Source organism: Nostoc sp. DSM 114160 (genome assembly GCF_053470305.1).
In genome coordinates this window covers 957,439-979,558 of record NZ_JBPFGO010000004.1, presented here as the reverse complement: position 1 = coordinate 979,558, position 22,120 = coordinate 957,439, and the positions used below count along the sequence as shown (strand labels likewise).

17 protein-coding genes are annotated in these 22,120 nt (G+C 41.1%); 10 read left to right on the top strand and 7 right to left on the bottom strand.

The window, feature by feature from the left end; all coding sequences use genetic code 11:
• Positions 1 to 270 precede the first annotated feature (270 nt).
• Both NSTCB13_RS36020 and NSTCB13_RS36015 read right to left on the bottom strand, forming a co-directional pair.
• The gene (locus NSTCB13_RS36020) at positions 271 to 615 is read right to left on the bottom strand and encodes a hypothetical protein (RefSeq protein WP_448275775.1); all 345 of its coding nucleotides are present in this window, start codon (positions 613 to 615) and stop codon (positions 271 to 273) included.
• Positions 612 to 860 carry a hypothetical protein gene (locus tag NSTCB13_RS36015; protein WP_448275774.1) on the bottom strand — a complete coding sequence of 83 codons (249 nt, stop codon included), beginning with the start codon at positions 858 to 860 and terminating at the stop codon, positions 612 to 614. Before NSTCB13_RS36015 ends, NSTCB13_RS36020 begins: the two co-directional genes overlap by 4 nt.
• Before the next feature lie 91 nt (positions 861 to 951).
• On the opposite strand from NSTCB13_RS36015, the gene NSTCB13_RS36010 reads away from it, so the two are divergent.
• Entirely contained in the window at positions 952 to 1,332 is a 381-nt protein-coding gene (locus tag NSTCB13_RS36010) for a hypothetical protein (protein ID WP_448275772.1), read from the top strand.
• Positions 1,333 to 1,837: 505 nt separating this feature from the next.
• On the opposite strand, the gene rtcA is transcribed toward NSTCB13_RS36010, so the two are convergent.
• The 3 genes from rtcA to NSTCB13_RS35995 form a co-directional block, all read right to left on the bottom strand.
• Positions 1,838 to 2,887: an RNA 3'-terminal phosphate cyclase gene (gene rtcA, locus NSTCB13_RS36005; RefSeq protein ID WP_448266615.1), complete on the bottom strand. Its 1,050-nt coding sequence runs from the start codon at positions 2,885 to 2,887 to the stop codon at positions 1,838 to 1,840.
• 144 nt (positions 2,888 to 3,031) lie between these two features.
• A complete protein-coding gene (locus NSTCB13_RS36000; RefSeq protein WP_445626407.1) occupies positions 3,032 to 4,378 on the bottom strand; it encodes an FAD-binding oxidoreductase in 1,347 nt (448 codons plus the stop codon).
• 177 nt (positions 4,379 to 4,555) lie between these two features.
• Complete coding sequence (locus NSTCB13_RS35995) at positions 4,556 to 5,218, bottom strand: GIY-YIG nuclease family protein (protein WP_448275771.1); 663 nt, start codon at positions 5,216 to 5,218, stop codon at positions 4,556 to 4,558.
• 168 nt (positions 5,219 to 5,386) lie between these two features.
• Between NSTCB13_RS35995 and NSTCB13_RS35990 the strand changes: the two genes are divergently transcribed.
• Both NSTCB13_RS35990 and NSTCB13_RS35985 read left to right on the top strand, forming a co-directional pair.
• A complete protein-coding gene (locus NSTCB13_RS35990; protein ID WP_448266618.1) occupies positions 5,387 to 6,313 on the top strand; it encodes a carbohydrate ABC transporter permease in 927 nt (308 codons plus the stop codon).
• Between the two features lie 65 nt (positions 6,314 to 6,378).
• A complete protein-coding gene (locus NSTCB13_RS35985) occupies positions 6,379 to 7,206 on the top strand; it encodes an Rpn family recombination-promoting nuclease/putative transposase (protein ID WP_445626404.1) in 828 nt (275 codons plus the stop codon).
• 14 nt (positions 7,207 to 7,220) lie between these two features.
• Here NSTCB13_RS35985 and NSTCB13_RS35980 read toward each other — a convergent pair whose 3' ends face one another.
• Both NSTCB13_RS35980 and NSTCB13_RS35975 read right to left on the bottom strand, forming a co-directional pair.
• A complete protein-coding gene (locus NSTCB13_RS35980; RefSeq protein WP_448275770.1) occupies positions 7,221 to 7,991 on the bottom strand; it encodes a translocation/assembly module TamB domain-containing protein in 771 nt (256 codons plus the stop codon).
• Positions 7,957 to 13,227: a translocation/assembly module TamB domain-containing protein gene (locus tag NSTCB13_RS35975; RefSeq protein WP_448275768.1), complete on the bottom strand. Its 5,271-nt coding sequence runs from the start codon at positions 13,225 to 13,227 to the stop codon at positions 7,957 to 7,959. The genes NSTCB13_RS35980 and NSTCB13_RS35975 overlap by 35 nt, the downstream gene beginning before the upstream one ends.
• 260 nt (positions 13,228 to 13,487) lie before the next feature.
• Between NSTCB13_RS35975 and NSTCB13_RS35970 the strand changes: the two genes are divergently transcribed.
• From NSTCB13_RS35970 to NSTCB13_RS35940, 7 genes are all read left to right on the top strand, one after another.
• On the top strand, positions 13,488 to 13,934 hold the full coding sequence (locus NSTCB13_RS35970) for a DUF3110 domain-containing protein (RefSeq protein WP_289795635.1): 447 nt from the start codon (positions 13,488 to 13,490) through the stop codon (positions 13,932 to 13,934).
• Between the two features lie 173 nt (positions 13,935 to 14,107).
• Entirely contained in the window at positions 14,108 to 15,034 is a 927-nt protein-coding gene (gene murQ, locus NSTCB13_RS35965; RefSeq protein ID WP_445626402.1) for an N-acetylmuramic acid 6-phosphate etherase, read from the top strand.
• 598 nt (positions 15,035 to 15,632) lie between these two features.
• Positions 15,633 to 16,832 (top strand): response regulator, encoded by a 1,200-nt coding sequence (locus NSTCB13_RS35960; protein ID WP_445626401.1) that lies wholly within the window; start codon positions 15,633 to 15,635, stop codon positions 16,830 to 16,832.
• 493 nt (positions 16,833 to 17,325) lie between these two features.
• Positions 17,326 to 17,688 carry a response regulator transcription factor gene (locus tag NSTCB13_RS35955; protein ID WP_322664528.1) on the top strand — a complete coding sequence of 121 codons (363 nt, stop codon included), beginning with the start codon at positions 17,326 to 17,328 and terminating at the stop codon, positions 17,686 to 17,688.
• A 124-nt stretch (positions 17,689 to 17,812) separates the two neighbouring features.
• On the top strand, positions 17,813 to 18,286 hold the full coding sequence (locus NSTCB13_RS35950) for a chemotaxis protein CheW (RefSeq protein ID WP_448275766.1): 474 nt from the start codon (positions 17,813 to 17,815) through the stop codon (positions 18,284 to 18,286).
• Between the two features lie 115 nt (positions 18,287 to 18,401).
• Positions 18,402 to 21,710 carry a GAF domain-containing protein gene (locus NSTCB13_RS35945; RefSeq protein ID WP_448275765.1) on the top strand — a complete coding sequence of 1,103 codons (3,309 nt, stop codon included), beginning with the start codon at positions 18,402 to 18,404 and terminating at the stop codon, positions 21,708 to 21,710.
• A 77-nt stretch (positions 21,711 to 21,787) separates the two neighbouring features.
• Entirely contained in the window at positions 21,788 to 22,117 is a 330-nt protein-coding gene (locus tag NSTCB13_RS35940; protein WP_445632131.1) for a four helix bundle protein, read from the top strand.
• Positions 22,118 to 22,120 lie beyond the last annotated feature (3 nt).

Here is a 22,120-nt window from a genome sequence, read left to right as displayed (position 1 = left end):
GAAAAAATCCTCTAGAAATTAGACCTTTACGCTTCTAAACACTTATTTTAGAGGATATTCAAAGTCATATACAGGGTGAGATACCAATGCTGTGACTTTTCAAAGCATTAAAATTGCCTTTTCGGGGCAAGCTTTTACTTTGGTTATTTTTATTGTCTTCTTTATATCATTGATATTTCAAGCTACCAAGGGCGATTCTCATTAGACAATCCATAATGTTGCAACGGCGCTAGCCACAAGTGTTTGACACGCTGTACGAGCAAACGGGTTTTAATCGGTTGCGCTAAAATTCCCCATATCACCCAAGCTGAGACTTTTCTTTTTGATCGTAATTGCAAACTCGACTCCGGCAGCAAACTTTTCTTTGACATTGGCAAATTTACTCCGCGCTTCTAAAATCGCTTGCTGTTCTGCCAACATTTCTGGTGTCTTTGCCACTGTTTGCCAGTTTTTAATCCGCTCCTGCAATTGGGCGTATTCATCGGCAATCGATTTCACCACTGCATCTAGAACGGGGTAGCAATCTTCGGATACTATACCTAATGCTTTGTAAAGTGCGATCGCTTGTTTGACAAACTCCACAAAATCAGTGATTCTGTATGGCAAGTTTTTCACCCGCAAATGAGTTTCGTGGTTGGCGGAGAAACTCTCACGAAAACTGCGGTAGGCTGCTCTTGAATCAAACGAAACAAACCAATCTGCATTTGCAAAGGGGACGTACCGCTTTTTTTTTGATTCGGTGAGTTTGGTTGTTGTGCTAACTGTTCTCTTAGCTGTGCCAACTCTGGAGTTGTTGTTTCTGGTGTCGGTTGGGTGCTGGCTGCTACGGCTTCATTGGAAGTAGCAACTGTCTTGAGCAAACTGTTCAGGAAATCGGTGAATCTTGAAGCTACTTCAATGGTGTTTAATTATATTAAGTAAGTAGGTTCAGCGCTTGGCAGATGGTTAGTCGTGAAGATGATGCCACATATCGTCCAAAAAGTTCAAACATTTGTCCAAAAAGTTCAAACATTTGTCCAAAAAGTTCAAACATTCGTCCAAAAAGTTCAAACATTCGTCCACAAAGTTCAAACATTCGTCCAAAAAGTTCAAACATTTGTCCAAAAAGTTCAAACATTCGTCCAGAAAGTTCAAACATTCGTCCAAAAAGTTCAAACATTTGTCCAAAAAGCTCAAAGGTTCATGCAAGAGCATAATTTACTAGATGCAAGAGTCCTATACCTGATTGGGCATAACCACAGCCAACAAAAAATATCTCTGTATTTAGTGCCTCATACCCCATGCCCAATTCCCAGTACTTTGTATTTGCGATCGCAAACTGACTTAACTTAAATATATACCTTTAGTAGAGGTAAATTCAAAGGCTATGTTCGATATTGAATTAAATAGTAAATATCAAGAACAACTAAACTCAGTTCTAACTCTACTTGCGATCGCCTTGTAAATTTGTCATTTGCTTCTTCTTACAACAAATCTAACTTTACAGGATTGATTGCAAATGCCCCTAGATCAAGTATCACAAGTTGTCTGTTTTTACTTATATAAGCTCCTTTGCCTCATTTCAACTCTTAGAAATGAGGCATTTCCTATGTTGCTATACACCCACGCATAATTTTGTCAACGGGAATAGAGGCGAATGGCACTAAGAAAAGAGAAAATCGTTGAGGCAGCAGGGGTGCAGAGGAGCAGAGGAGCAGGGGAGAAAGAAGAAGTTTTCTGATATTATATTCAGTGCTAGTAAAGGCAAATGGAAAAGCTTAAATCCTATCTCTAAACTTGAATGTGGCATTGATACTACAAAAATCAAGGCTCTTAAGAAAGTGTTTAGTCTTTAATCTTATCCACTAATTACAGGACTCACGGACACGATTTTCTCAGCTTCATTTACTGTTATTTGCGCCAGCCCAAACTGTTCAATAACTGCTGCATTTGTTGTTAAATGCCTACTTACTTCAGCCACTCGATACTGACTTTCTTGTAAAGCTAAAGCAGCCGGCAATAATAACTGATCTGCTAAATGTTCATCCACTGGTGCGCCGGTGTAATGAAACTCAAGCAATTGCTGACAAGCAATCTCTGCAACTGTTTCCGCCGACAACCGCAAACGCCCAAATCCACCAAAGCCAGTTAAGCTATTCTGATACTCAGCAGTTAAAAAAATACCCGCCCCAGGTGCCACACCTCTTTCTCGTAAAGTCTGTACAGTAACCTTTAAATGAGCTTCCCGTAATAAATTCTCGGCACGATTCGCCATCCGTTGCGGAATATGGGAAGGCAATTCCGTCACCACTGCTAGTCCTCGCACCTGTTGTAAATCGCCCCGTTCCAGCAAGTCGATTCCACCAAGTTTACCACCGCCATCCACCTGTAACTCTACCTCTCCCCCACCTTGGGGATACCATCCCCAAGCGCCTAACTTGACTTGGGCTTCTACACCCATGCGTTGCAGTATGGGCAGATAAACTTGCTCAATATACGTCGCTGTCGGGCTAAAGTTCACATGAGTTCCACCCTTTAGTGTCACCAGGGAATTGCCAGATGCTAGCGCCAAAGGTAAGAGAATTGTTTGAAGAACTAAAGCGATCGCACCCGCAGAACCACCTTGTTGTGCTTTACTAACATCAAAGGTATAAATTCCCGCTTGCACAGCACTACCTGGGATGAATTCTAGCAGCATTGAACCCAAAGCATCACCTCGTAGTTGGGCATTACAAATTCTCGCCGCCGCCCGAACTGCTGTTAAGTGTTGCGCTGCTAATCCTGGCTTTTTGCGTCCAGCGCGAATGCCTGTAATTCGTATGGGTTCGCCGGTAATGGCGGCTAGACTTAAGGAAGTGCGAAGAACTTGTCCGCCTCCCTCTCCGTAGGAACCGTCAATTTCAATCATGGGCGATTTTGGGATGTTGGATTTTGGGTTATCCCCACGGCTGTTAAAATCAAACCACAAATTATAAACGCCCAACAGCTAGCTTTTTAGAGGGAGGTTACACAAATATACAGAGAAATTTCTGATATGTGTTTCTGTAGTTTGCTAATTTTGAGTTTGGAATTGAATAACCTTGCTTTTACCGGGGTTCATCAAGCCATAAGGATCGACTATTTCTTTAAATTTTAACTGTTCGGGATCGATAAATCTTCTGCCGCCGTCTTCAATAATATATGTATGAGGATTGGCAATACTCACACCCTGTTCTTCGTGATAGCGGATAATTTCATTGAGGCGTTCTTCTGTGGTGTAGCGCACAAGTTGTAATGCACTAGGAACTACGACACCATTCACCCGAAAAAATTCTAAATGCATCATTACCTCATCGCCGAAGTAATTATACATCTGCTCTACTAGTTGCAAACTACAATCCTTAGGAAACAGACTTTGTAAGTATGTAATACCAGTATCTACACTCCGGGCAAGTAAGGTAGTGTGGTTCCAGCTAAATTCCGCTAAATGTGTACCTTTAGCTGCTTCCTCGGCTGGTTTTTGATATGTAATTTGTCCGCCGTATTGCTGCACCAAAGCTGGTAAGAATTCCAAACTTGGCTCGGAAATTATCAAAAATACTGAGTGACTTCCTTGAGGAATATACTCTTGTAGTGCGTGAAAATATTGGGGAATTGGGGATGCAAAGACAGAAATTAACTTCTTAATCATGCCATCAGCATTGCCAATTGCCTGACCAAACTTTGCTGCTGTCATAAAGTCATCAAAGGTGACAATCACTTCTGCCCAAGGATAAGCTGGCCCTAAAGGAATTTCGACTTCAGTGATGATGCCATTAATTCCCCAAGTATGATTTACCTTTTGGACATCATCGCCGCGTAATGCGATCGCCCGAGGTTCATCTTCTACAGTTATTACTCGCAGTGCTAAGATATTACCGCGATCGGCTAATAACCCATATTGGATCGAGCCAATACCGCCACTTCCCCCAGCAATAAATCCGCCAATTGTGGCTGTGCGGTACGTAGAGGGAGCCATACGGATTTCCCAGCCGATTTCTCGTGTTTTTTTATCTAAAGCTGCCAACTTCACCCCAGCTTCTACCCGCGCCACCCCCGGTTTTACCCAAAGAATCTCTTGTAACCGCGTCATATCTAAAATTACGCCACCGTGCAACGGTACACATTGCCCATAGTTCCCAGTTCCCGCACCTCGCACAGTTACAGGTATACGATGTTTTGCACACGCAGCTGCAACTTTTAAAACCTCTGCTTCATTCGCGGGACGCACTACAATATCTCCAACTTTCCCCTCTAATTTCGACACTAACACAGGGCTAAAAGTGTGATAATCCTGGGATAATTTTGCGACTTGGCTAGAATCGGTAATAGTTTCTATACCTTCTAGAGAATTAATCAGAGCATCTAATTTTCTCGTCATATATATCCTTTTTTTTACTCAGAAGAACGCAAAGGTTACGCAAAGGAACGCAAAGAATTAACTTCTGTGCGAACCTTTGCGCTTCCCTCAGCGCCCCTCTGCGTTTTAAAATCTTAACTCTCATCTTTCACAAAACTTTCATGCCACTTACTCAAAAAGTCAGATAGCAGACAAAAATCAATACTTAGTTTCCTGTGTCTGTGCGTCAATAATTACACTCCAGTCATCGTTTTTCACAGCAGCTTCAAGTTGACGCTGACGTTCGGCTTCACTCGCATCTATTGTTTCTAACTCTTTAGAAAGGGTTGTATCAGCCATTGCTTTCCGCAGTTTTAGCTTTTTCTCCTCGTAGGCTTGAAGTTGGGCTTCTGACATTACCGCCTTAGTCGCTTCGCCTACCGTACTAGCCCACATTCCGCTTTCAGTTGCATTACCAGGTGGCGTACTTTCGAGTTCTGCTATCCACGCATCTCGCAAATCTTCCATTTCTTGACGCTTGGGAAACTTGAATGCTTGCACGCGTACAAAAGCACACTTTTGCTCGCCATTTTGGCGAAGATGGCTGTTTAGGGAAAGCAACACATTCCGAGAATAGCCAATATACTGCGTGCGACGTTCTGCATCTAATACTGCATAAACTCCGGCAATTTTAGCGTTCTGAGCAGCTACACTCCAAGCCTTAAACTCAATGATTTCAGTACCATTGTTTGCCAGTTCAGGAGTTATACTCACCTCAATGGCGGCGTGTTCGTTGTCAGAACTATACAAAAAATCATGCAGTCCACGGTGGTTTATGGGGACATTTTGATGTTCAATTGGCGGATTGTGCTGAGTTTCCATTACTGTTTATCTCCGACTTATTAATTAGCGATGTCTACGACGAACTTCTCTACGAGAGGCTACACCAATACTTACGCAAGCAAATATATGCCTTTAAAATATTGAAGCTTAAATCTACTCACATCTCCAAATCCTTGTTCTGAAAAAGCAAAAACAACTATTATTCTTATGAATCAATTGATACCTAAAAATTGGATTTTCATCAAACAGCGGCTTACCCCTTATTTATTTTTACTACCCGCCTTAGTTCTTTTAGGCTTAACTGTCTTTTGGCCTGCACTACAAGCGTTTTACCTCAGCTTTACTAACTATGAAGACATTGCCCAGCCGCCACTATGGATAGGTTTCGCCAACTTCCTCAAGCTTTGGAAGGATGCAGTTTTTTGGAAAACTTTGGAAAACACTTTTTTATATCTTGTAGGTGTAGTACCAATTTTAGTAATCGCTCCCTTAGTACTGGCAATTTTGGTAAATCAGAAACTGCGGGGAATGAATTGGTTTAGAGCAGCGTACTACACTCCAGTAGTAATTTCAATGGTGGTTGCGGGAATAGCTTGGAAATGGCTGTATGCAGAAAACGGATTACTGAATCAGTTATTTAAAGCTTTAGGTCTTTTTCCAGAAGGTATTCCTTGGCTAACTAGCCCAGCAAAAATTTTTGGCATTGTACCAATTTCTCTTGCCAGCGTCATGGCTGTCACCGTATGGAAAGGATTAGGCTACTACATGGTGATTTATTTAGCGGGGTTGCAATCAATTCCCGCTGATGTGTACGAAGCTGCTGCCATTGATGGCTCTGATGGTATTAGCAAACATTGGGATATTACCATACCTTTAATGAAGCCATATTTAGCCTTAGTGGCAGTAATTTCGGCTATTTCTGCGACCAAAGTATTTGAAGAAGTCTACATTATGACTCAAGGAGGCCCACTCAGTAGCTCGAAAACGATTGTTTACTATTTATATGAGCAAGCTTTCAATAACTTGGAAATTAGCTATGCTTGCACGATTGGTCTAGTGCTATTTTTGATAATTTTAGGATTGTCAATTTTGCGATTAGCTATTAATCAGCAAGGTGATGATATCACAATTTAATTAATTTAGAAAAATCATATTTTCTCAGCCCCGATAATCTAAAAATATTCAAATATCGAGAGTGCATGAAAACAGACACGATTTTTTACACCTTATTCCAAACTCTTCCAGGTGTCTTATTTGAACTTTTAGAACAATCGCAAGCCTTAGCATTACACTACGAATTTACCTCAGTAGAAATCAAAGAACTAGCACGTCGCATTGATGGCTTATTCTTACCCAAACCTGAATTCCCAGAAGACACAATCTATTTTGTTGAGGTACAATTTCAGCGAGATGATGAGATATACTGGCGAATAATTACAGAAGCTTTCCTATATATCAATCAATATAAACCTCAACGTCGCTGGCAAGCAGTATTACTTTTTGCTCAACGTAGTCTCGACCCAGGTATACCATTCATTTACCAAACATCATTAGCTCCACAGCAAATTCGTATAATTTATTTAGACGAATTAGATAATGTACCATCATCTTCGATTGGGTTAAGCGTAATTAAGTTAGTAGTTGCAGCAGAAGATCGAGCCGTACAGCAAGCGAAAAACTTGATAAAACAAGTACAACAAACGGATGAAGCTAATCGGAGCAATCTCTTAGAATTAGTAGAGAGAATGCTTATTTACAAATTTGTAAACAAAAGTCAGCAGGAGTTAGAAGCAATGTTTGGATTAACCGATTGGAGACAAACTAAATTTTACCAAGAAGTCAAGGAAGAAACAAAGCAAGAAGTAAAAGAGGAGGTTCGTGAAGAAACAAAGCTGGAGACTATACCCCGTCTGCTTAGGTTGGGTTTAAGTATAGAGCAAATTGCGGAAGCATTAGAATTGGATGTTAAACAGGTACGAAAAGCTATTGAGAAGCAAGGAGAAGAGGGAACAGAAAGTAATTCGTAATTGAAGAGATTTATTTAAAACCGCTTTTGATATTCCACTACAGCACGACTGTCATCGGTTAAGTTAGTGGAGGCACGCACGCGAAATTCATTGTTTATTCGGTAATTAATACCCCATTGGAAGGGGTCGTTTGTTGTCAAAATTTTGATACTGGAAACAGATATTTTGGAAGAAATGTCAACCCCAGCCTCCGCTGCTAATTCTAAAGTTGAATTGCTTCTTCCAGCTTCAGGATTCTCAGATATCACGGTAGGAAATATCCGCAGTTCGCTTAAGCCAAAAGTACTCCCAATCTGGTTAAAAGCTGACTGAAAATTGTTAAACACAGCCGAACCTGCGATGTTAATCAGACCTAAAGTACTGTCTGCACGCCCTTGGGTGTCTACAAATCCACCTCCTAAAAGAGCAACAATTTCAGTTTGACTACGTGACGGACTACTTGTTAATTCTAGATTTTCATTTAGTTTGCTAGCTAAACCGTTGATAGTAGCTTCGACTCGAACACTCTCTAACGCTGATAAACCTGTAGAATTTACCCGGCTGAAGTCATTGCTTTGAGTTACATCTAATACTTTGGCAAATAGCCGAATATCTAAGTTGGGGTCGCGGGGTTGAGAAGGACTAAAAGTTGCGGTGTGTTTATAGCCACGAGCAAGGTTAAATTGGGTAGTAAATAAATTTACCCCTCCTTTTTCTAACTGGATGGTGCCATCGGGTATCGGCTGATTGATTAAGCCGTTAACGATGAGATTACCGCTGGCGCGGAAGTTGAGAATAGGGGTCACGGGTAATTTGGACGTTTTTACCTAGTTCCAAATCTAAATTATTAAATCTGGCGTTAGTATTTCCCGTCCCATTTCCAATTCCAGATTTGCTTTGCTTATTGTCTTTTGTGGGTGATACGCCAATACTACCATTTGCAGATGTCGTGGCGTCGGTAGATTCTGCCAGTAATACTTTACCATCAAATAAATTTACTCTACCGCCAATTATGGGATTAAGGGCAGAACCAGTAATCTGCAAATTGCCACTAGCGCCTCCTTGGTAAAGTCCCTTGAGATTCAACGCTAGCTGCTCGAGATTAACAGTCAGGGGATTTTTGATAGTTACGTTCTCATTGTTGAAGATGGGAATTTCTCCAGCAGCTTCTACTTTCCCACGGCTAAATCTACCTTGAAGATTTTCTACTAAGATGCTGTCAAAATTAAACAGCACTCTACCTGTGACGCGTCTGAGCTTACCTGGCAAAGCCTGGGCTGAAAAAGTGGCATTATTGACAGTAGCAATTCCGTCTACTTGAGGTTTTTGCAGTGTTCCCCGCACTTTGAGGTCTACTTCTCCTTCACCTTTCTCAAATAACACTTGATTAGTCAATGCGTTTAACAGCCCCAATCCCTCGTTTTCTAACTTCATATCCAAACTGATTTGATCGCTGTCTGGTGCGACGGAAGCAAAAGGCAATTTATAAGGAATGCTACCAGTAATATCAACAGGTTTTGGCCCAGCAACTGCTACGGTACTACCAAAGTTTAAGCGTCCATTGGCATAGCTGAAACTTGCTGTTGCTGACTCTATTTTGCTCTGATTTAGTATTCCTTCGGTGATTTGCAATTCCCCTCTAGCTTGGGGATTAGCAATGCTGCCTGCTAAAGCTGCTGTACCGTTAAGATTACCTGTGATTCCAACTGGTAGTTTGACAACATTATTCAATAGTTGTACTGGAAAATTATTCACCCGCAACTGACCAGATTGTTCATCACCGCCAACGTTACCCGTAAAGGCAATCAATCTGTTTTTAGACTGGATTCGTAATGGTCGCAAACTCAAAACACCATTTTCAAAGTTACCTTCGGCAATCACTCTATCGGCAGTATAAAAACGATTTCTTTCTTCCTTTTTACCCCAGGCAAAGTCTTGTCCATTCAAATTAAAATCCACTGATAATCCATTGGCTGTAGCTGTATTTACAGCCACTTCTCCATTGAAAGTCCCCTTTAAATCTGCCAAATCTGGTATTGGAGTGGAATTAAGTCGTTGTTCTTCCTGTTCTGCCAGCAAAGCTTCAATTTCAGAAAACCGTTGGATTTGGGTTAATAAGGGTTCATTTGGCGCTCCTTGGGGATTGGTAGTCAGATCCGCTGCGGTGCCGTAAATTTCTGGCGAACCACCAGGCAAATTTTGCAAATCAAATACCTTGGCTACAGCTAGAACATCTTGAATCTCACCCTGCTTGACGTTCAATTTACCTTGTAATTTAGGCCCTTTGGGGCTTTGAGCCACAGTACCGACAAGGGCGTAGCTACTTTTTCCTTTGAGAAATTCACTACTAATGAGTGTAGCTTTACCGTCACCGTAGCGGAATTGAGCAGCTATTCGATCGCCTTTAACCCGGCCAATTTGGGGATTAGCGATCGCTAAATTTCCCGTTGTTGCCAATGTCTGCTGATTAAACAGCACATCCCCAGTTAACAACCCAGCTATCTTACCAGCACCCAATCGAGTAATTGGTGGCGGAGTCAAATTCAATATTTGTAAGGGGAAATTGGCAACTTTCAGCGCCCAATCATTTCCTTGAACATTACCTGTAGCTGATGCTTGCTGCCATTTGACTAAGAAAGATTTCGGGCGATTATTGGCATCTAAATTGAAGTTCAAGCGATCGCTATTACCTGCCAAGTTCAAACTCAACCCACGTCCCTGTACTGAATCGATGTTTCCAGTTAACAACGGCTCAAAAGCAATATCTTGCACAACCAAGTCTCGTAAGTTGATTTGCCCTACTACATTTGGTAAGGGCAACTTACCTGTGATTTGACCATTAAAATCTACTCTCCCCCCCACAGCAACTTGATTGGGAAGATTGATTGGTAACTGTTTTAAGTTGTAATTCTGCGCTTGGATATTGAGATTTAAGGCAGTAATTTCCGGTATCCCTGTTTGTTTGGCATTGGCTAATATATTACCAGTAACACTTAAACCGGGAGCAGTGGCTCGCTCAATAGTTAGCCTTTCACCACTCCAAGCGATCGCAGCCGTCAAGGGTTGCTCTAAACCAGGGATACCTTGGGATAATTGCACCTGTCCAGCAGCACGCACATCAGCTAATTTGGACGATCCTAGCGTACCGGCTAATTGCAACTGACCGCCAAACTGTCCCCGCAATTGCTGATTTAACCGATTTAATTCCACACCAGCAGCATCAACTACAGCTTGATAGCGACCATTAGCCACTTGGATATTAGAGGCTGCGATCGTTCCACCTGCAACATCCAGCCGTCCCTGACCGTTAGCTTGGATAGTTTGTGGTTGGAAAGAATCAACAGAACCCGCCACGTTTGCTTGACCAGTTAACGTCCCTCGAAACTGTGGTGGTACTGCTGCTAACTGTTGTAACGGTACATTAGTTGCCTCAACTTGCGCCTGGTATACACCATTACCTACTTGGATATTAGAGGCTGTAATCGTTCCACCTGCAACATTTATCCGCGCCTGACCGTTGGCTTGGATTGTTTGCGGTTGCAAGGATTCAACAGAACCTGCCACGTTTACTTGACCAGTTAACTTCCCTCGAAACTGCGGTGGTACTGCTGCCAACTGCCGCACAGGTACATTAGTTGCCTCAACTCGCGCCTGGTATACACCATTACCCACTTGGATATTAGAGGCTGTAATCGTTCCACCTGCAACATTTATCCGCGCCTGACCATTGGCTTGAATAGTTTGCGGTTTAAAAGAATCAACAGAACCCGCTACATCGAACTTACCAGTTAACGCCCCTTGAAACTGCTTTGGTACTTTTGCCAACTTTTGCACAGGCACATTCTTAGCCTGAACTTGTGCCTGATATAAACCATTCGCTACTTGAATATTAGAGGCTGTAACCGTACCGCCATCAATAGCAAGGCGACCCTCACCACTGCCACGGAAGGTTTTCAGACTGAAATCATCTCTGCTACCTGCGATTTGGAACGTTCCCGCCAAAGGATTATCTAAAGCTGGGGGAGACTGTTTTAATATTTGTCCCAACCGCACGCCATTAGCTACCAGTTGAGCCGAGAAACTTTGGTCTTGCAGTTGGATATTAGAAACTGCAACTGTGCCGCCACCAATTTGAACTCCTGCACCATCACTGCGAATTGTAGCAATTTCAAATGGTGCTGTGCTGCCTGAGAGAATGAGACGACCATTGAATTGTGCCCCAGCCAAAGAGACATTTTGCAGTTGACTTTTGTCTACAAAGGGTTCTAATTTTACCCCAGAGGCAACAGCCACAGCTTGCCAACGCTCATTGGCATAACTACCAGTTGCCCGAACTGTACCACCACTGATATTCAGAGCTACATTGCGGAAAGAGACGGTACGATTTGGAGCGATCGCAACTTCGCCTGTTCCGGGGTAAGTTCCATTGGGAGCTTGAAACTGTACCACGGTTTGGACATTGGTAGGAGCGCCAGTTAGTTGAGCTGTACCAGAGACATTGCCGATTTGAAAGGTCGGTGTTGTTTCATAAACTTTGGCGATCGCATCCCCTGGAACATTCTTGGCAGCGAAATTTAAATCCAGTCGCGGATTTTTACCAAGTCTAATTGTACCAGCGCCCGTGATATCACCACCAACTTTGGCTTTACCTTGAATATCTTTTAAGGTAAGTAAAGAGGAACTAGTAGCAAGCTCAAACTTACTACTGATGCTATTAAAATCAACTTTGTCAATTCTGGCAGTTTGGATTGTGGCAACTGAGCCGGAGAGTATTGGCTCTTTTGTCGATCCGGTAATCTGCAAAGAAGCTTTTACTTGTCCAGCGATCGCTACAGGTAATTTTACCTTGAGAGTCTCCTGGGCATTCGCCAAACTCACCGCATTTACACGCGCTGCCAACTTCAAGCCTGCTTGAGTGTCGATGATTCCCGTAGCCACTAAAGGAATTTTGCCGTAGTTGCTAGTCACATTATTTAACTGCAACTCCGTTCCTTGGAAGTGCAGGTTTCCTTGACTATTGCTCAACAGTTGCGGGACTTTGGGTATTTGCAGCGTTACCCCTTGCACAGTAGCGTTGCCAAACAATAAAGTTTGCTGTCCTGGTGTCAACCGAACTAACAAATCGCCATTGGCTCGACCCGCTTGTAAGTTCACTGGTAACTTAATCAACCGAGTAATATTCTCAGCCAGAAAATCTTGTGCTTGCACCTGGAAAGTCCCTGCTAGCACCTTAGAACGTGTCTCTCCCTGAATGGAAATATTGCCACCACTATCTGCTTGACCCCCAACTTCAAACCGTATCAACTGGTTATTTGCTAAAAGTTGAGCAGATCCATTAAGTTGAGAAAATAGCACCGGTAATTGCTGAGTGTTGTTAGCGGTAGCAGGGCGTTTATCCAGGACTAAATTAGAATTTGGGTCTTCTCCCTTGCTCCCCTGCCCCTCTGCTCCCCTGCTCCTTTGCCCCCCTGCTCCTCTGCCCCCCTGCTCCTCTACCCCCTCATCTCCCTCGACTCTCTCATCCGGCATTAAGGCCAGCTTGGCATTCCGAAACCGCAGGTAGTCCAAATCGGTTTTAATTGCAGTGCTTTCACCTGACGACGCGATGGTAGTGGAAATCCAACGTCCTTGGTCATCCTGGTCAATGTAAATATCTGGGTTGACTAAAGTTACATCTAGCTTTAGATGGCGATTAAAAATTAGTTGTAACAGATCGAAACCCACCTCTACAGATTCGACTGTGGCCCGGTCTGCATCTGTGGGTGTGGCTGGGATAGCTGAAGCCCCAAACTGTACTGCTGTCAATGAAAATTGTGTGACTCTTCCTAGTTTTACCGGACGGTTGAGTGTAGTAGTTAGACTTTGTTGTGCCAAGGGTGTTAACTCTGTTTGGACAAAAGTCCACAACCGCCAAATCCCAACGATAACTCCTAACAGTAAAAGTCCACTCAAGGCAATGCTACCCCGGCTCAACACCTGCAACCACAAACGTTTGCGGATAGGGGAGGGGGAATGAATATCTTGATTGGTAGATTTAGTCATTTGCTTTCACTGTATTAATTGCCGGATGTCGTTGGCACACACAAGCATTAACTGGCACATTGGTTCAGTATGCCATTTCCAGGATACGCCAACTAAACCCAAGACCCCATTGGTTGAGTTACGGTATTTTCTCGATCCAATACTTATGCTGAATAATATTGGCGTTTTCAGGAAAATCTGAATAGAGTGAAAATTATTCCTGTGACTTTCCTTGAGGCACAATCTCGAACTTTAATATGAATAAACCTTAAAAAGGACAGATGATTACACCAATGCGTGTTTTTGTGTTAATTTTTAATGCTCGAACGGAAAATGAGGGGATTCACACGATTCGGGAAGGCGATGCCAAAAGCGGCAAGCTACGCAATAAAATTCTGATGTTCGAGTCAGAAGACGATGCGACACGGTTTGCCCTGATGTTAGAAGCTCAGGATTTCCCCGCACCCACACCAGAGCCGATGGATGCTGAAGAAATCAAGGAATTTTGCGAAAGTGCTGGGTATGAATGGGAAATCATCCCAGAAAACAGCAATTTAGTTGTAACTCCCCCAGAACTTAACGTCGAAAAAACCGACTGGCAAGAAGATGCCCAGAAGGAGGATACTGTTGAAGACACTTTCCCTCTCAATCAACAGCCGCTAGAAGAACCAGAATTGTCTGATTCTGAATTAGAGAAGATGCGTCGCAAATTGGAAGGATTGTTGTAAGTAGTCATTAGTCATTAGTCATTAGTCATTAGTCATTGGTCACTTGTACTGAGCGTAGCCGAAGTATTAGCCATTGGTCGCTAACTGACTAATGACAACGGACATAGATAGATGCCCAAAGAAAGGGCGGCGTAGGCTAGAACAAAAGACAAATGACAAAGGACAAATGACAAATGACAAATTTGCAAGAACGCGGGCATCTTTTAACTGAGCTGGTAAATCCTAATAGTCTGAACTTAGACCAGCTCAGTTCTCTGGAATTGGTGGAGTTGTTTAATGACGAAGACCAAAAGGCCGTCGCAGCAGTTGCAGCGGCGAAAATTCAGTTAGCAGAAGCAATTGAGCGCACCGCAGAGCGTTTGCGCCACGGAGGACGCCTATTTTATATTGGTGCGGGTACAAGTGGCAGATTAGGGGTGTTAGATGCTGCTGAGTGTCCACCTACTTTTTGTACACCCCCAGAGTTGGTACAGGGGATTATTGCTGGTGGTGCTGGCGCACTAGTACGTAGTTCTGAAGATTTGGAAGACAGCATTGAAGATGGCGAGGCTGCGATCGCAGTGCGACATATTACCCAATTAGATGTCGTAGTTGGCATTACTGCTGGTGGGACAACGCCTTATGTGCACGGTGCGCTTCATGCTGCTCGTGGGCGAGGAGCTACAACTATTTTTATCGCCTGTGTTCCTGCTGAACAAGTTAGCTTTGATGCCGATATTGACATTCGCTTATTAACAGGCCCAGAAATAATCGCCGGCTCAACTCGCCTGAAAGCTGGTACAGCCACTAAATTAGCTTTAAATATTCTTTCTAGCGGCGTGATGGTTAAGCTCGGCAAAGTTTATGGCAATCGTATGGTGGATGTAGCAGTAACAAATCAAAAATTACGCGATCGCGCTTTGCGTATTTTGCAAGACCTCACAGGTTTAAGTCGCGAAACTGCTGGTTTTTTACTAGAACGTAGTGGTAAATGGGTTAAGCTGGCGCTATTGATGCACTGGACTGGTTTGGAAAAAGACGAAGGCGATCGGCTACTTTCAGAACACCAAAGTAATCTCAGGGCAGCTGTTGTCAGTTATCAAAACCATAAGCAATCTTGAAGAAATTTTCTAAATAAATACTTTCTAATCTGGCTGCTACTTGTTTTAGTAGCACGCCTTTTTTTTTAAATATTCCTAGAAAAGTTGACATTAATTAGAATAATTAAGAATAGTAAACTTAAATAAATATTTTAACCTCTATTGTCAATTTCAATAAATAAAGCACAGCTTTCTACTTCTTTAAACAAAAATTCAGAACTTATACGGATATGATTCTATATGAAAATTATTAAAATGATCTGTTATTACACTATGATATCGACTATGGCAACCTCCTTTAGTCATAAATATTAACAGAAAAGTAAATGCCAATACAACTTTATGCTAGATAAATTCTTTGCTAGCAATAGTTTTGCTATCTTAACATCTGCCTTGCTTTTAATAATCTTGATTTAGACTGCTATATCCCAAATCCATTTGCACTGATTCACATATCTGCCAATCGCTATATAGCTAGAACGCTGTAGCAGAAGTGTTGCCTACCTTGAACAAGTGACTTAAGAAACTTGTCTGATTAATTGAGATGGTAGGTAGATTTACGCTGTGTTCTACTAGTATCGGTTTTTAATAGCTAACTTTTTAATAAAAGGAACAAACTATGCCCCATCAAGAACTTATTTCAAATAACCTAGTAAATGAATTTAAAACTTGTACTCAGTTGCAATACAATGGCAAGTTAAATATTAAAAGTTCCAAGGGCAGTCAATGGACTTTTTACTATCGATTGGGACGGATAGTTTGGGCAACAGGCGGAACTCATCCCTTCCGACGTTGGCGCAGACATATCGCCCAGAATTGTCCCCAGATTGATGTTGATAAGTTGCAGTTACGTGGACAAGACCTATCAATTGATTACTGGGACTATAAACTGATAGAAGTATTTTATAAAAAACAGAAAATTCAGAGGGAACAGATTCAATCTATTGCGGAAAATACGATAGCAGAGCTATTATTTGACCTAGCTTTGCAAGGAAACTTTGCTTCTCTAAGTTGCAATCGCAACCAAGAAGTTATTTTAGAAACTCCAATGAGCTTCACAAGTTCAGAAATGTCTGTAAAGCACATGCAAGACTCATGGAAAATTTGGTCAGAAGCAGGTTTAGCAAATTTTTCTCCTGACTTAGCACCAATTCTACGGCGACCAGAACAACTTGAGCAGATGGTAAGTCCATCTGTCTACAAAAACTTTGTGAATTTAATCAATGGCAAATTCACTCTACGAGATTTAGCCATGAAAATGAAGCAAAGTGTATTGCCACTGACCCGTTCATTGCTTCCTTATATCCTTAAAGGAATCATCGAATTGATAGAAGTACCCGACTTGCCTTTAGGAATTACTGAAGTTAATAATAACTCTACCACTACCCAACCAAAAAAACGGATTGCTCCACTAGTAGCTTGCGTCGATGATAGCCCTCAAGTATGCAAAATGGTAGAGGATATTGTCACTTCTAATGGATTGAGGTTTGTCAAAATTCAAGATGCTGTACAAGCTCTACCAACCCTAATTCAAAATAAACCAGACCTAATTTTTTTGGATTTGATTATGCCAGTTGCTAGTGGTTACGAAATTTGTACTCAGTTACGAAGAACATCTACATTTTCCAACACACCAATAATTATATTAACAGGCAGTGATGGTCTTTTAGATAGAGTTCGTGCCAAAGTAGTTGGTTCTACAGATTTTCTCACTAAACCTGTAGTGACTGATAAGCTAATGAGTATAATACGTAAATATTTACCTACACAGAGCGTATCCACTGATAAGAGTAAATCTAATTTAGAGGTTTGTAAGTAGGGAGAGTTAGAGGCAATTTTTGATTCTCAATTATTTCTCAAAATTTAAAGAGTTTTGTACCTCAGTAAGAATTAAATTATTGAGGTTCCACAATTTAGATTTCCTCTATTAAGAGAATCATTTATTTGTCATTGATTTAGGCTTTTAGATATATTATTACCTTTAAATTATTTAACTATTAGTCATGTTTCAAGTTTGAAAATTCAATCCAAACTTGAAAATTTAAATTAGGTTATTAAACTATTTTTTATTAAAAATATTATCTAAAATGATGTTTATTACGTACTTTTTCTGAGGTTGATAAATAAAGATTGAATCAAAATTAGACAAATACAATTTTTTGTATTTATAGCAGTCCTATTTGATTTGTGAAATATTGGTTAGGGCAAAGGGGTTAGGGCTAGTCTCTAGTCCCTTCCATGTCTTTTTGAGAAATCATTGAGGATTTGTATATTTTGTTTACATTTTGAGAAAAAGTTAATGAGTAATTGCCATGAATACTGTTTTAGTTGTTGAAGATGGCTTAACAGATATGGAAATAATCAGCCGTTACTTGCAACAGGCAGGTTATTCTGTGATTAGCGCCACTAGTAGTGAAGAGGCTCAAGACAAAATAGATAAAAATAAGCCAGACTTAATATTTCTTGATGTAATTTTACCAGGTAAAAGTGGCTTTGAAATTTGCCGAGAACTGAAAAACAATCCCGACACTAGCAAGATACCTGTGGTTTTTTGCTCTACAAAGAATAGTGATGTAGATAAAATTTGGGGTAATATGTTAGGCGCTGATGGTTATCTATCAAAACCGATCGATCGAGACGAACTAGTGGTAATTTTAAAGCGATTACTTAATTAGGAAAAATCTCACAATTAAACAAATCCTAAAAGTCACTATTTTTTAAATATAATTTTTCCAAAAATCAACAATAACTGCAAATAGTGGCTAGAGATAAATCATCAACTAGAAAGGATCGATAGCTTTGGAAACCCAGCAAAAGTTTTTAAGTTTTAATTTGGGAGTAAGTGATACAGCCGTCATTTCTCTACAACACATCACAGAAGTTTTGCAAGTATCATTACCAGAAGTATGTGGCGTTCCTCAGATGCCAAGCAGCATTTTAGGTATTTATAACTGGCGTGGTGAGATGCTTTGGTTAGTTGATTTAGAGGCAATGTTAGGTTATCCTCCTATTTCGCAAGGCTCAAATTTACTTTCAAGAATGATGGCAATTGTTTTGGAAAATAAGGGTAAGTATTTAGGACTTTTAGTGCGACAACTAATAGATATTGAGTGGCTAGATACTAAAGAAATGAAAGCTGCAACTGCTGAATTATTTTATCCTAAATTATCACCTTTTTTACAGGGATACTTTATTAATGATTCAGAAAATATAATTTTTAATTTGGATGCGACAAGTATTATTCAAGCTCCAGCATGGGGGATTCATAATTGAAGATTTAGTAAAATGTGAGTTTTGAAAAGTCATAATTATTAGTCGGTAAATACCAGATAAATATCGCTTCCCATATATCTATTTATCACCAATCGCAATTTTGAGGTTTAATCAAATGACATTTTTGTATAACAATAGCCATGATAACGAGCATTTAATTTCTGAATTAGAAAATCAGAATGGTAACGCTAATATAGCAAATATTGCTAGTAGTGAAATGTCTTTGTTAAGTTCGATCGCTCAAGAATTTAAAACTTGGCGGCGACAAATAAAAGATATCGCAACTCACATGCGCCAAGCCCCAAACATTGATACATTACTGAAAATTACTGTAGCACAAATTAGAGAAAAAATTAGCTGCGATCGCGCCTTAATTTATCAGTTTACTTCGCGAGAATCAGGTAATGTTTTAGCCGAATCGAGAACATTAGGTTGGACTCCAACTTTAGGCGAAAATATTCCCGGAATTATTTTTGGTCTATATACCAATCAAGACTATGTAGAAGCTGTAGTTATTGACGATATCAATCAGATTCAACTTACCCCTTATCAAAAGCAACTGCTAGATAAATTTCAAATTAAAGCTAGTTTGAGTTTACCGATTGTAGTAGAAGGTAAAGTGTGGGGCTTACTAGCAGTCAATAATTGCTACTCAACGCGGCAGTGGCAAGAAGTAGAAATTAGCCTACTATCTCAACTGACAACAGAACTAATTTACAAGTTGCAAAGCTTTGAATTCCAAAAAGAACAGCAACAGCGGCTAGTAGCAAAAAAATCGGTAGCTAAAGTCATCGACAAAATTCTGCGGGTATCAAATGTCGATAAGCTTTTTCAAACCACCACTCAAGAAGTACGCCAATTACTAAAATGCGATCGCGTCGGTGTCTATCGCTTCAAACCTGACTGGAGTGGTGAGTTTGTTGCTGAGTCAGTGGGTAACGGCTGGATAAAAATGGTCGGCCCTGATTTTTACATGGTTTGGGAAGATAGTCACTTACAAGATACTCAAGGAGGACGTTATGCCAAAGGTGAAAGCTTTGTAGTCAATGACATTTATCAAATGGGTCATGCTCAATGTCACATTGACATTTTAGAGCAGTATGAAATGAAGGCTTACATCATTGCACCTATATTTGCTGGAGAAAAATTATGGGGTTTGTTAGCAGCTTATCAAAATTCTGGGCCTCGTGATTGGCAACCTTGGGAAGAAACCTTTGTAACTCAAATTGGCTTGCAATTTGGTGTAGCTATCTCACAAGGGGAATATCTCGAACAAGTGCAGACAAAATCTAACCAACTAGCTCAAATAGTTGAACAAGAGAAAGTTTTCACTAAGATAGTCAACCGCATTAGACAATCTTTAGATGTAGAAAGTGTTTTCAAAACAACCACTCAAGAAGTGCGTCAATCACTACAATGCGATCGCGTTGCTGTCTATCGTTTTAACCCTGACTGGGGTGGTGAATTTGTGGCTGAGTCTGTGAGTACTGGTTGGACAAAACTGGTAGGCCCTGATATTAAAACCGTTTTGGATGATACCTACTTACAAGAAACCAAGGGAGGTCGGTATGTCAGAGGTGAAAACTTTATCGTTAATAATATCTACGAAGTAGGGTTAGCTCCTTGCCATATTGAGATTTTAGAGCAGTTTGAAGCCAAAGCTTACATAATTGTTCCGATATTCTTCGGGGATAAATTGTGGGGATTGCTGGCAGCTTATCAAAACTCTAGCTCCCGTGAATGGCAAAGCTGGGAAGTTAACTTTTTGGTTCAGACTAGCTTGCAATTTAGTTTAGCTAAATCACAGATAGACTATTTGGAATTAGTGCGAGTTAAATCTGAGAAACTAGCTCAAATAGCAGAACAAGAGAAAGCTGTCACCAAAATAAGTAACCGCATCCGGCAATCTTTAGATGTAGAAGAAATCTTCAAAACAACTACTCAAGAAGTCAGGCAATTACTGCGATGCGATCGCGTCGCTGTGTATCGTTTCAATCCTAACTGGAGTGGTGAATTTGTCGCAGAATCAGCAGGTCATCTGTGGGTAAAACTGGTAGGCCCCGATATCAAAACTGTCTGGGAAGATACCCACTTACAAGAAACTCAAGGAGGTCGATATGCCCAAGGGGAAAACTTTGTTGTAAATGATATCTATCAGGTAGGTCATTCTCCTTGCCACATTGAAGTTTTAGAGCAATTTGAAGCCAAAGCTTATGTAATTGTTCCTGTATTTGCTGGCGAACAATTGTGGGGATTGCTGGCAGCTTATCAGAATTCGGGAACTCGTGATTGGGAAGAATCAGAAGTTACTTTGTTAGCACGTATTGGCAGCCAGTTAGGATTGGCATTACAACACACCGAATATTTGCAACAAGTACAAGCGCAGTCAGCAAAATTAGCAGAAGCAGCAACACGAGAAAAGGCAGCCAAGGAGTTACTCCAACAACGATCTATTCAACTCTTAAAAGCCCTGAGACCTGCTCTCAACGGCGACTTAACAGTACGCGCACCGATTACAGAAGACGAACTAGGCACGATCGCAGATGCTTACAATAATACTTTGCAAGCACTGCGGCAAATTGTTGTTCAAGTACAAGGGGCTGCTCAACAAGTTGCCCAAACTTCTAGCAATAGCGAGTCTTCACTAACGGGACTAACCAATCTGGCACAACAACAGTCTGAGGACATTACCGCAGCTTTAGGTGACATTCAACAGATGGTGGACTCTACTCAAGCTGTAGTAGCGAATGCTGAGTTAGTACAACTAGCAGTGCAAAAAGCCAATCAAACTGTAGAGTCTGGCGATACTGCCATGAACCTGACTGTAAAAGCAATCCAAGGAATTCGTGAAACCGTTGCTCAAACCAGCAAAAAGATTAAACGCCTCAGCGAATCTTCGCAAAAAATCTCCAAAGTGGTGAATTTGATTGGTAATTTTGCCACACAGACAAACGTACTCGCTTTGAATGCAGCCATTGAAGCTACTCGTGCTGGTGAATATGGCAAAGGTTTTGCAGTTGTGGCTGATGAAGTCCGTTCTTTATCTCGCCAATCAGCAGCAGCAACCATCGAAATTGAAAAATTAGTTCAGGAGATTCAAGCAGAAACTGGAGAAGTTGCAGTAGCAATGGAAACTGGTATTCAGCAGGTAGTAGAAGGCACAAATCTTGTTAGTGACACTCGCCAAAACTTAAATGCGATCGTTTCTGCGACTGCCGAAATTAGTCAGCTAATCGAGCGAATTACCGCAGCGACTCAAAAACAAATGGCGCAATCTGTAACAGTCACCAAATCAATGCAAGATGTCGCAGAAATTGCCGATAAAACTTTTGCAGAATCTCAAGAGATTGCGACTGTGTTCCAAGAGCTATCAGGAATGGCGCAAGAGTTATTAACAACTGCTAGTAAGTTTAAAGTCAAATGAATTTTAGATTTTAGATTTTGGATTTTAGATTATGAATGAGGAGGATTTTAAGCGGAGAACAAAGCAGCTAGCGAGCAATCCGCTTAGTAGAAGCTCTCCCACAGAGCAGAACGGCAGATGTAATTGGCAAGCAGCTAATCCGTTCAGCAACATCTGTGGGAGCTAACTATCGGTCAGCTTGTCGTGGTAAGTCAACCGCCGATGTCATTGCTAAACTCAGTTTGGTAGAGGAAGAAGCCGATGAAAGTCTTTATTGGATGGAACTTGTTGTTGAGGTTGGTTTATTACCACTGGAAAAAGTGAAAAGCTTGATGTTAGAAAATACCGAAATTCTGGCAATGACAGTTGCATCAATTAAAACTTTACGCAACAAATCTAAAATCCAAAATTTAAAATCAAAAATCTAAAAT

Excerpts from the sequence above, each read along its gene's own strand:
- murQ (WP_445626402.1), top strand. The coding sequence starts at position 14,108 with ATGACAAATTTGCAAGAACGCGGGCATCTTTTAACTGAGCTGGTAAAT.
- NSTCB13_RS36000 (WP_445626407.1), bottom strand. The coding sequence starts at position 4,378 with ATGACGAGAAAATTAGATGCTCTGATTAATTCTCTAGAAGGTATAGAA.
- rtcA (WP_448266615.1), bottom strand. The coding sequence starts at position 2,887 with ATGATTGAAATTGACGGTTCCTACGGAGAGGGAGGCGGACAAGTTCTT.
- NSTCB13_RS35960 (WP_445626401.1), top strand. The coding sequence starts at position 15,633 with ATGCCCCATCAAGAACTTATTTCAAATAACCTAGTAAATGAATTTAAA.
- NSTCB13_RS35975 (WP_448275768.1), bottom strand. The coding sequence starts at position 13,227 with ATGACTAAATCTACCAATCAAGATATTCATTCCCCCTCCCCTATCCGC.
- NSTCB13_RS35945 (WP_448275765.1), top strand. The coding sequence starts at position 18,402 with ATGACATTTTTGTATAACAATAGCCATGATAACGAGCATTTAATTTCT.
- NSTCB13_RS35970 (WP_289795635.1), top strand. The coding sequence starts at position 13,488 with ATGATTACACCAATGCGTGTTTTTGTGTTAATTTTTAATGCTCGAACG.
- NSTCB13_RS35995 (WP_448275771.1), bottom strand. The coding sequence starts at position 5,218 with ATGGAAACTCAGCACAATCCGCCAATTGAACATCAAAATGTCCCCATA.
- NSTCB13_RS35990 (WP_448266618.1), top strand. The coding sequence starts at position 5,387 with ATGAATCAATTGATACCTAAAAATTGGATTTTCATCAAACAGCGGCTT.
- NSTCB13_RS35955 (WP_322664528.1), top strand. The coding sequence starts at position 17,326 with ATGAATACTGTTTTAGTTGTTGAAGATGGCTTAACAGATATGGAAATA.
- NSTCB13_RS35985 (WP_445626404.1), top strand. The coding sequence starts at position 6,379 with ATGAAAACAGACACGATTTTTTACACCTTATTCCAAACTCTTCCAGGT.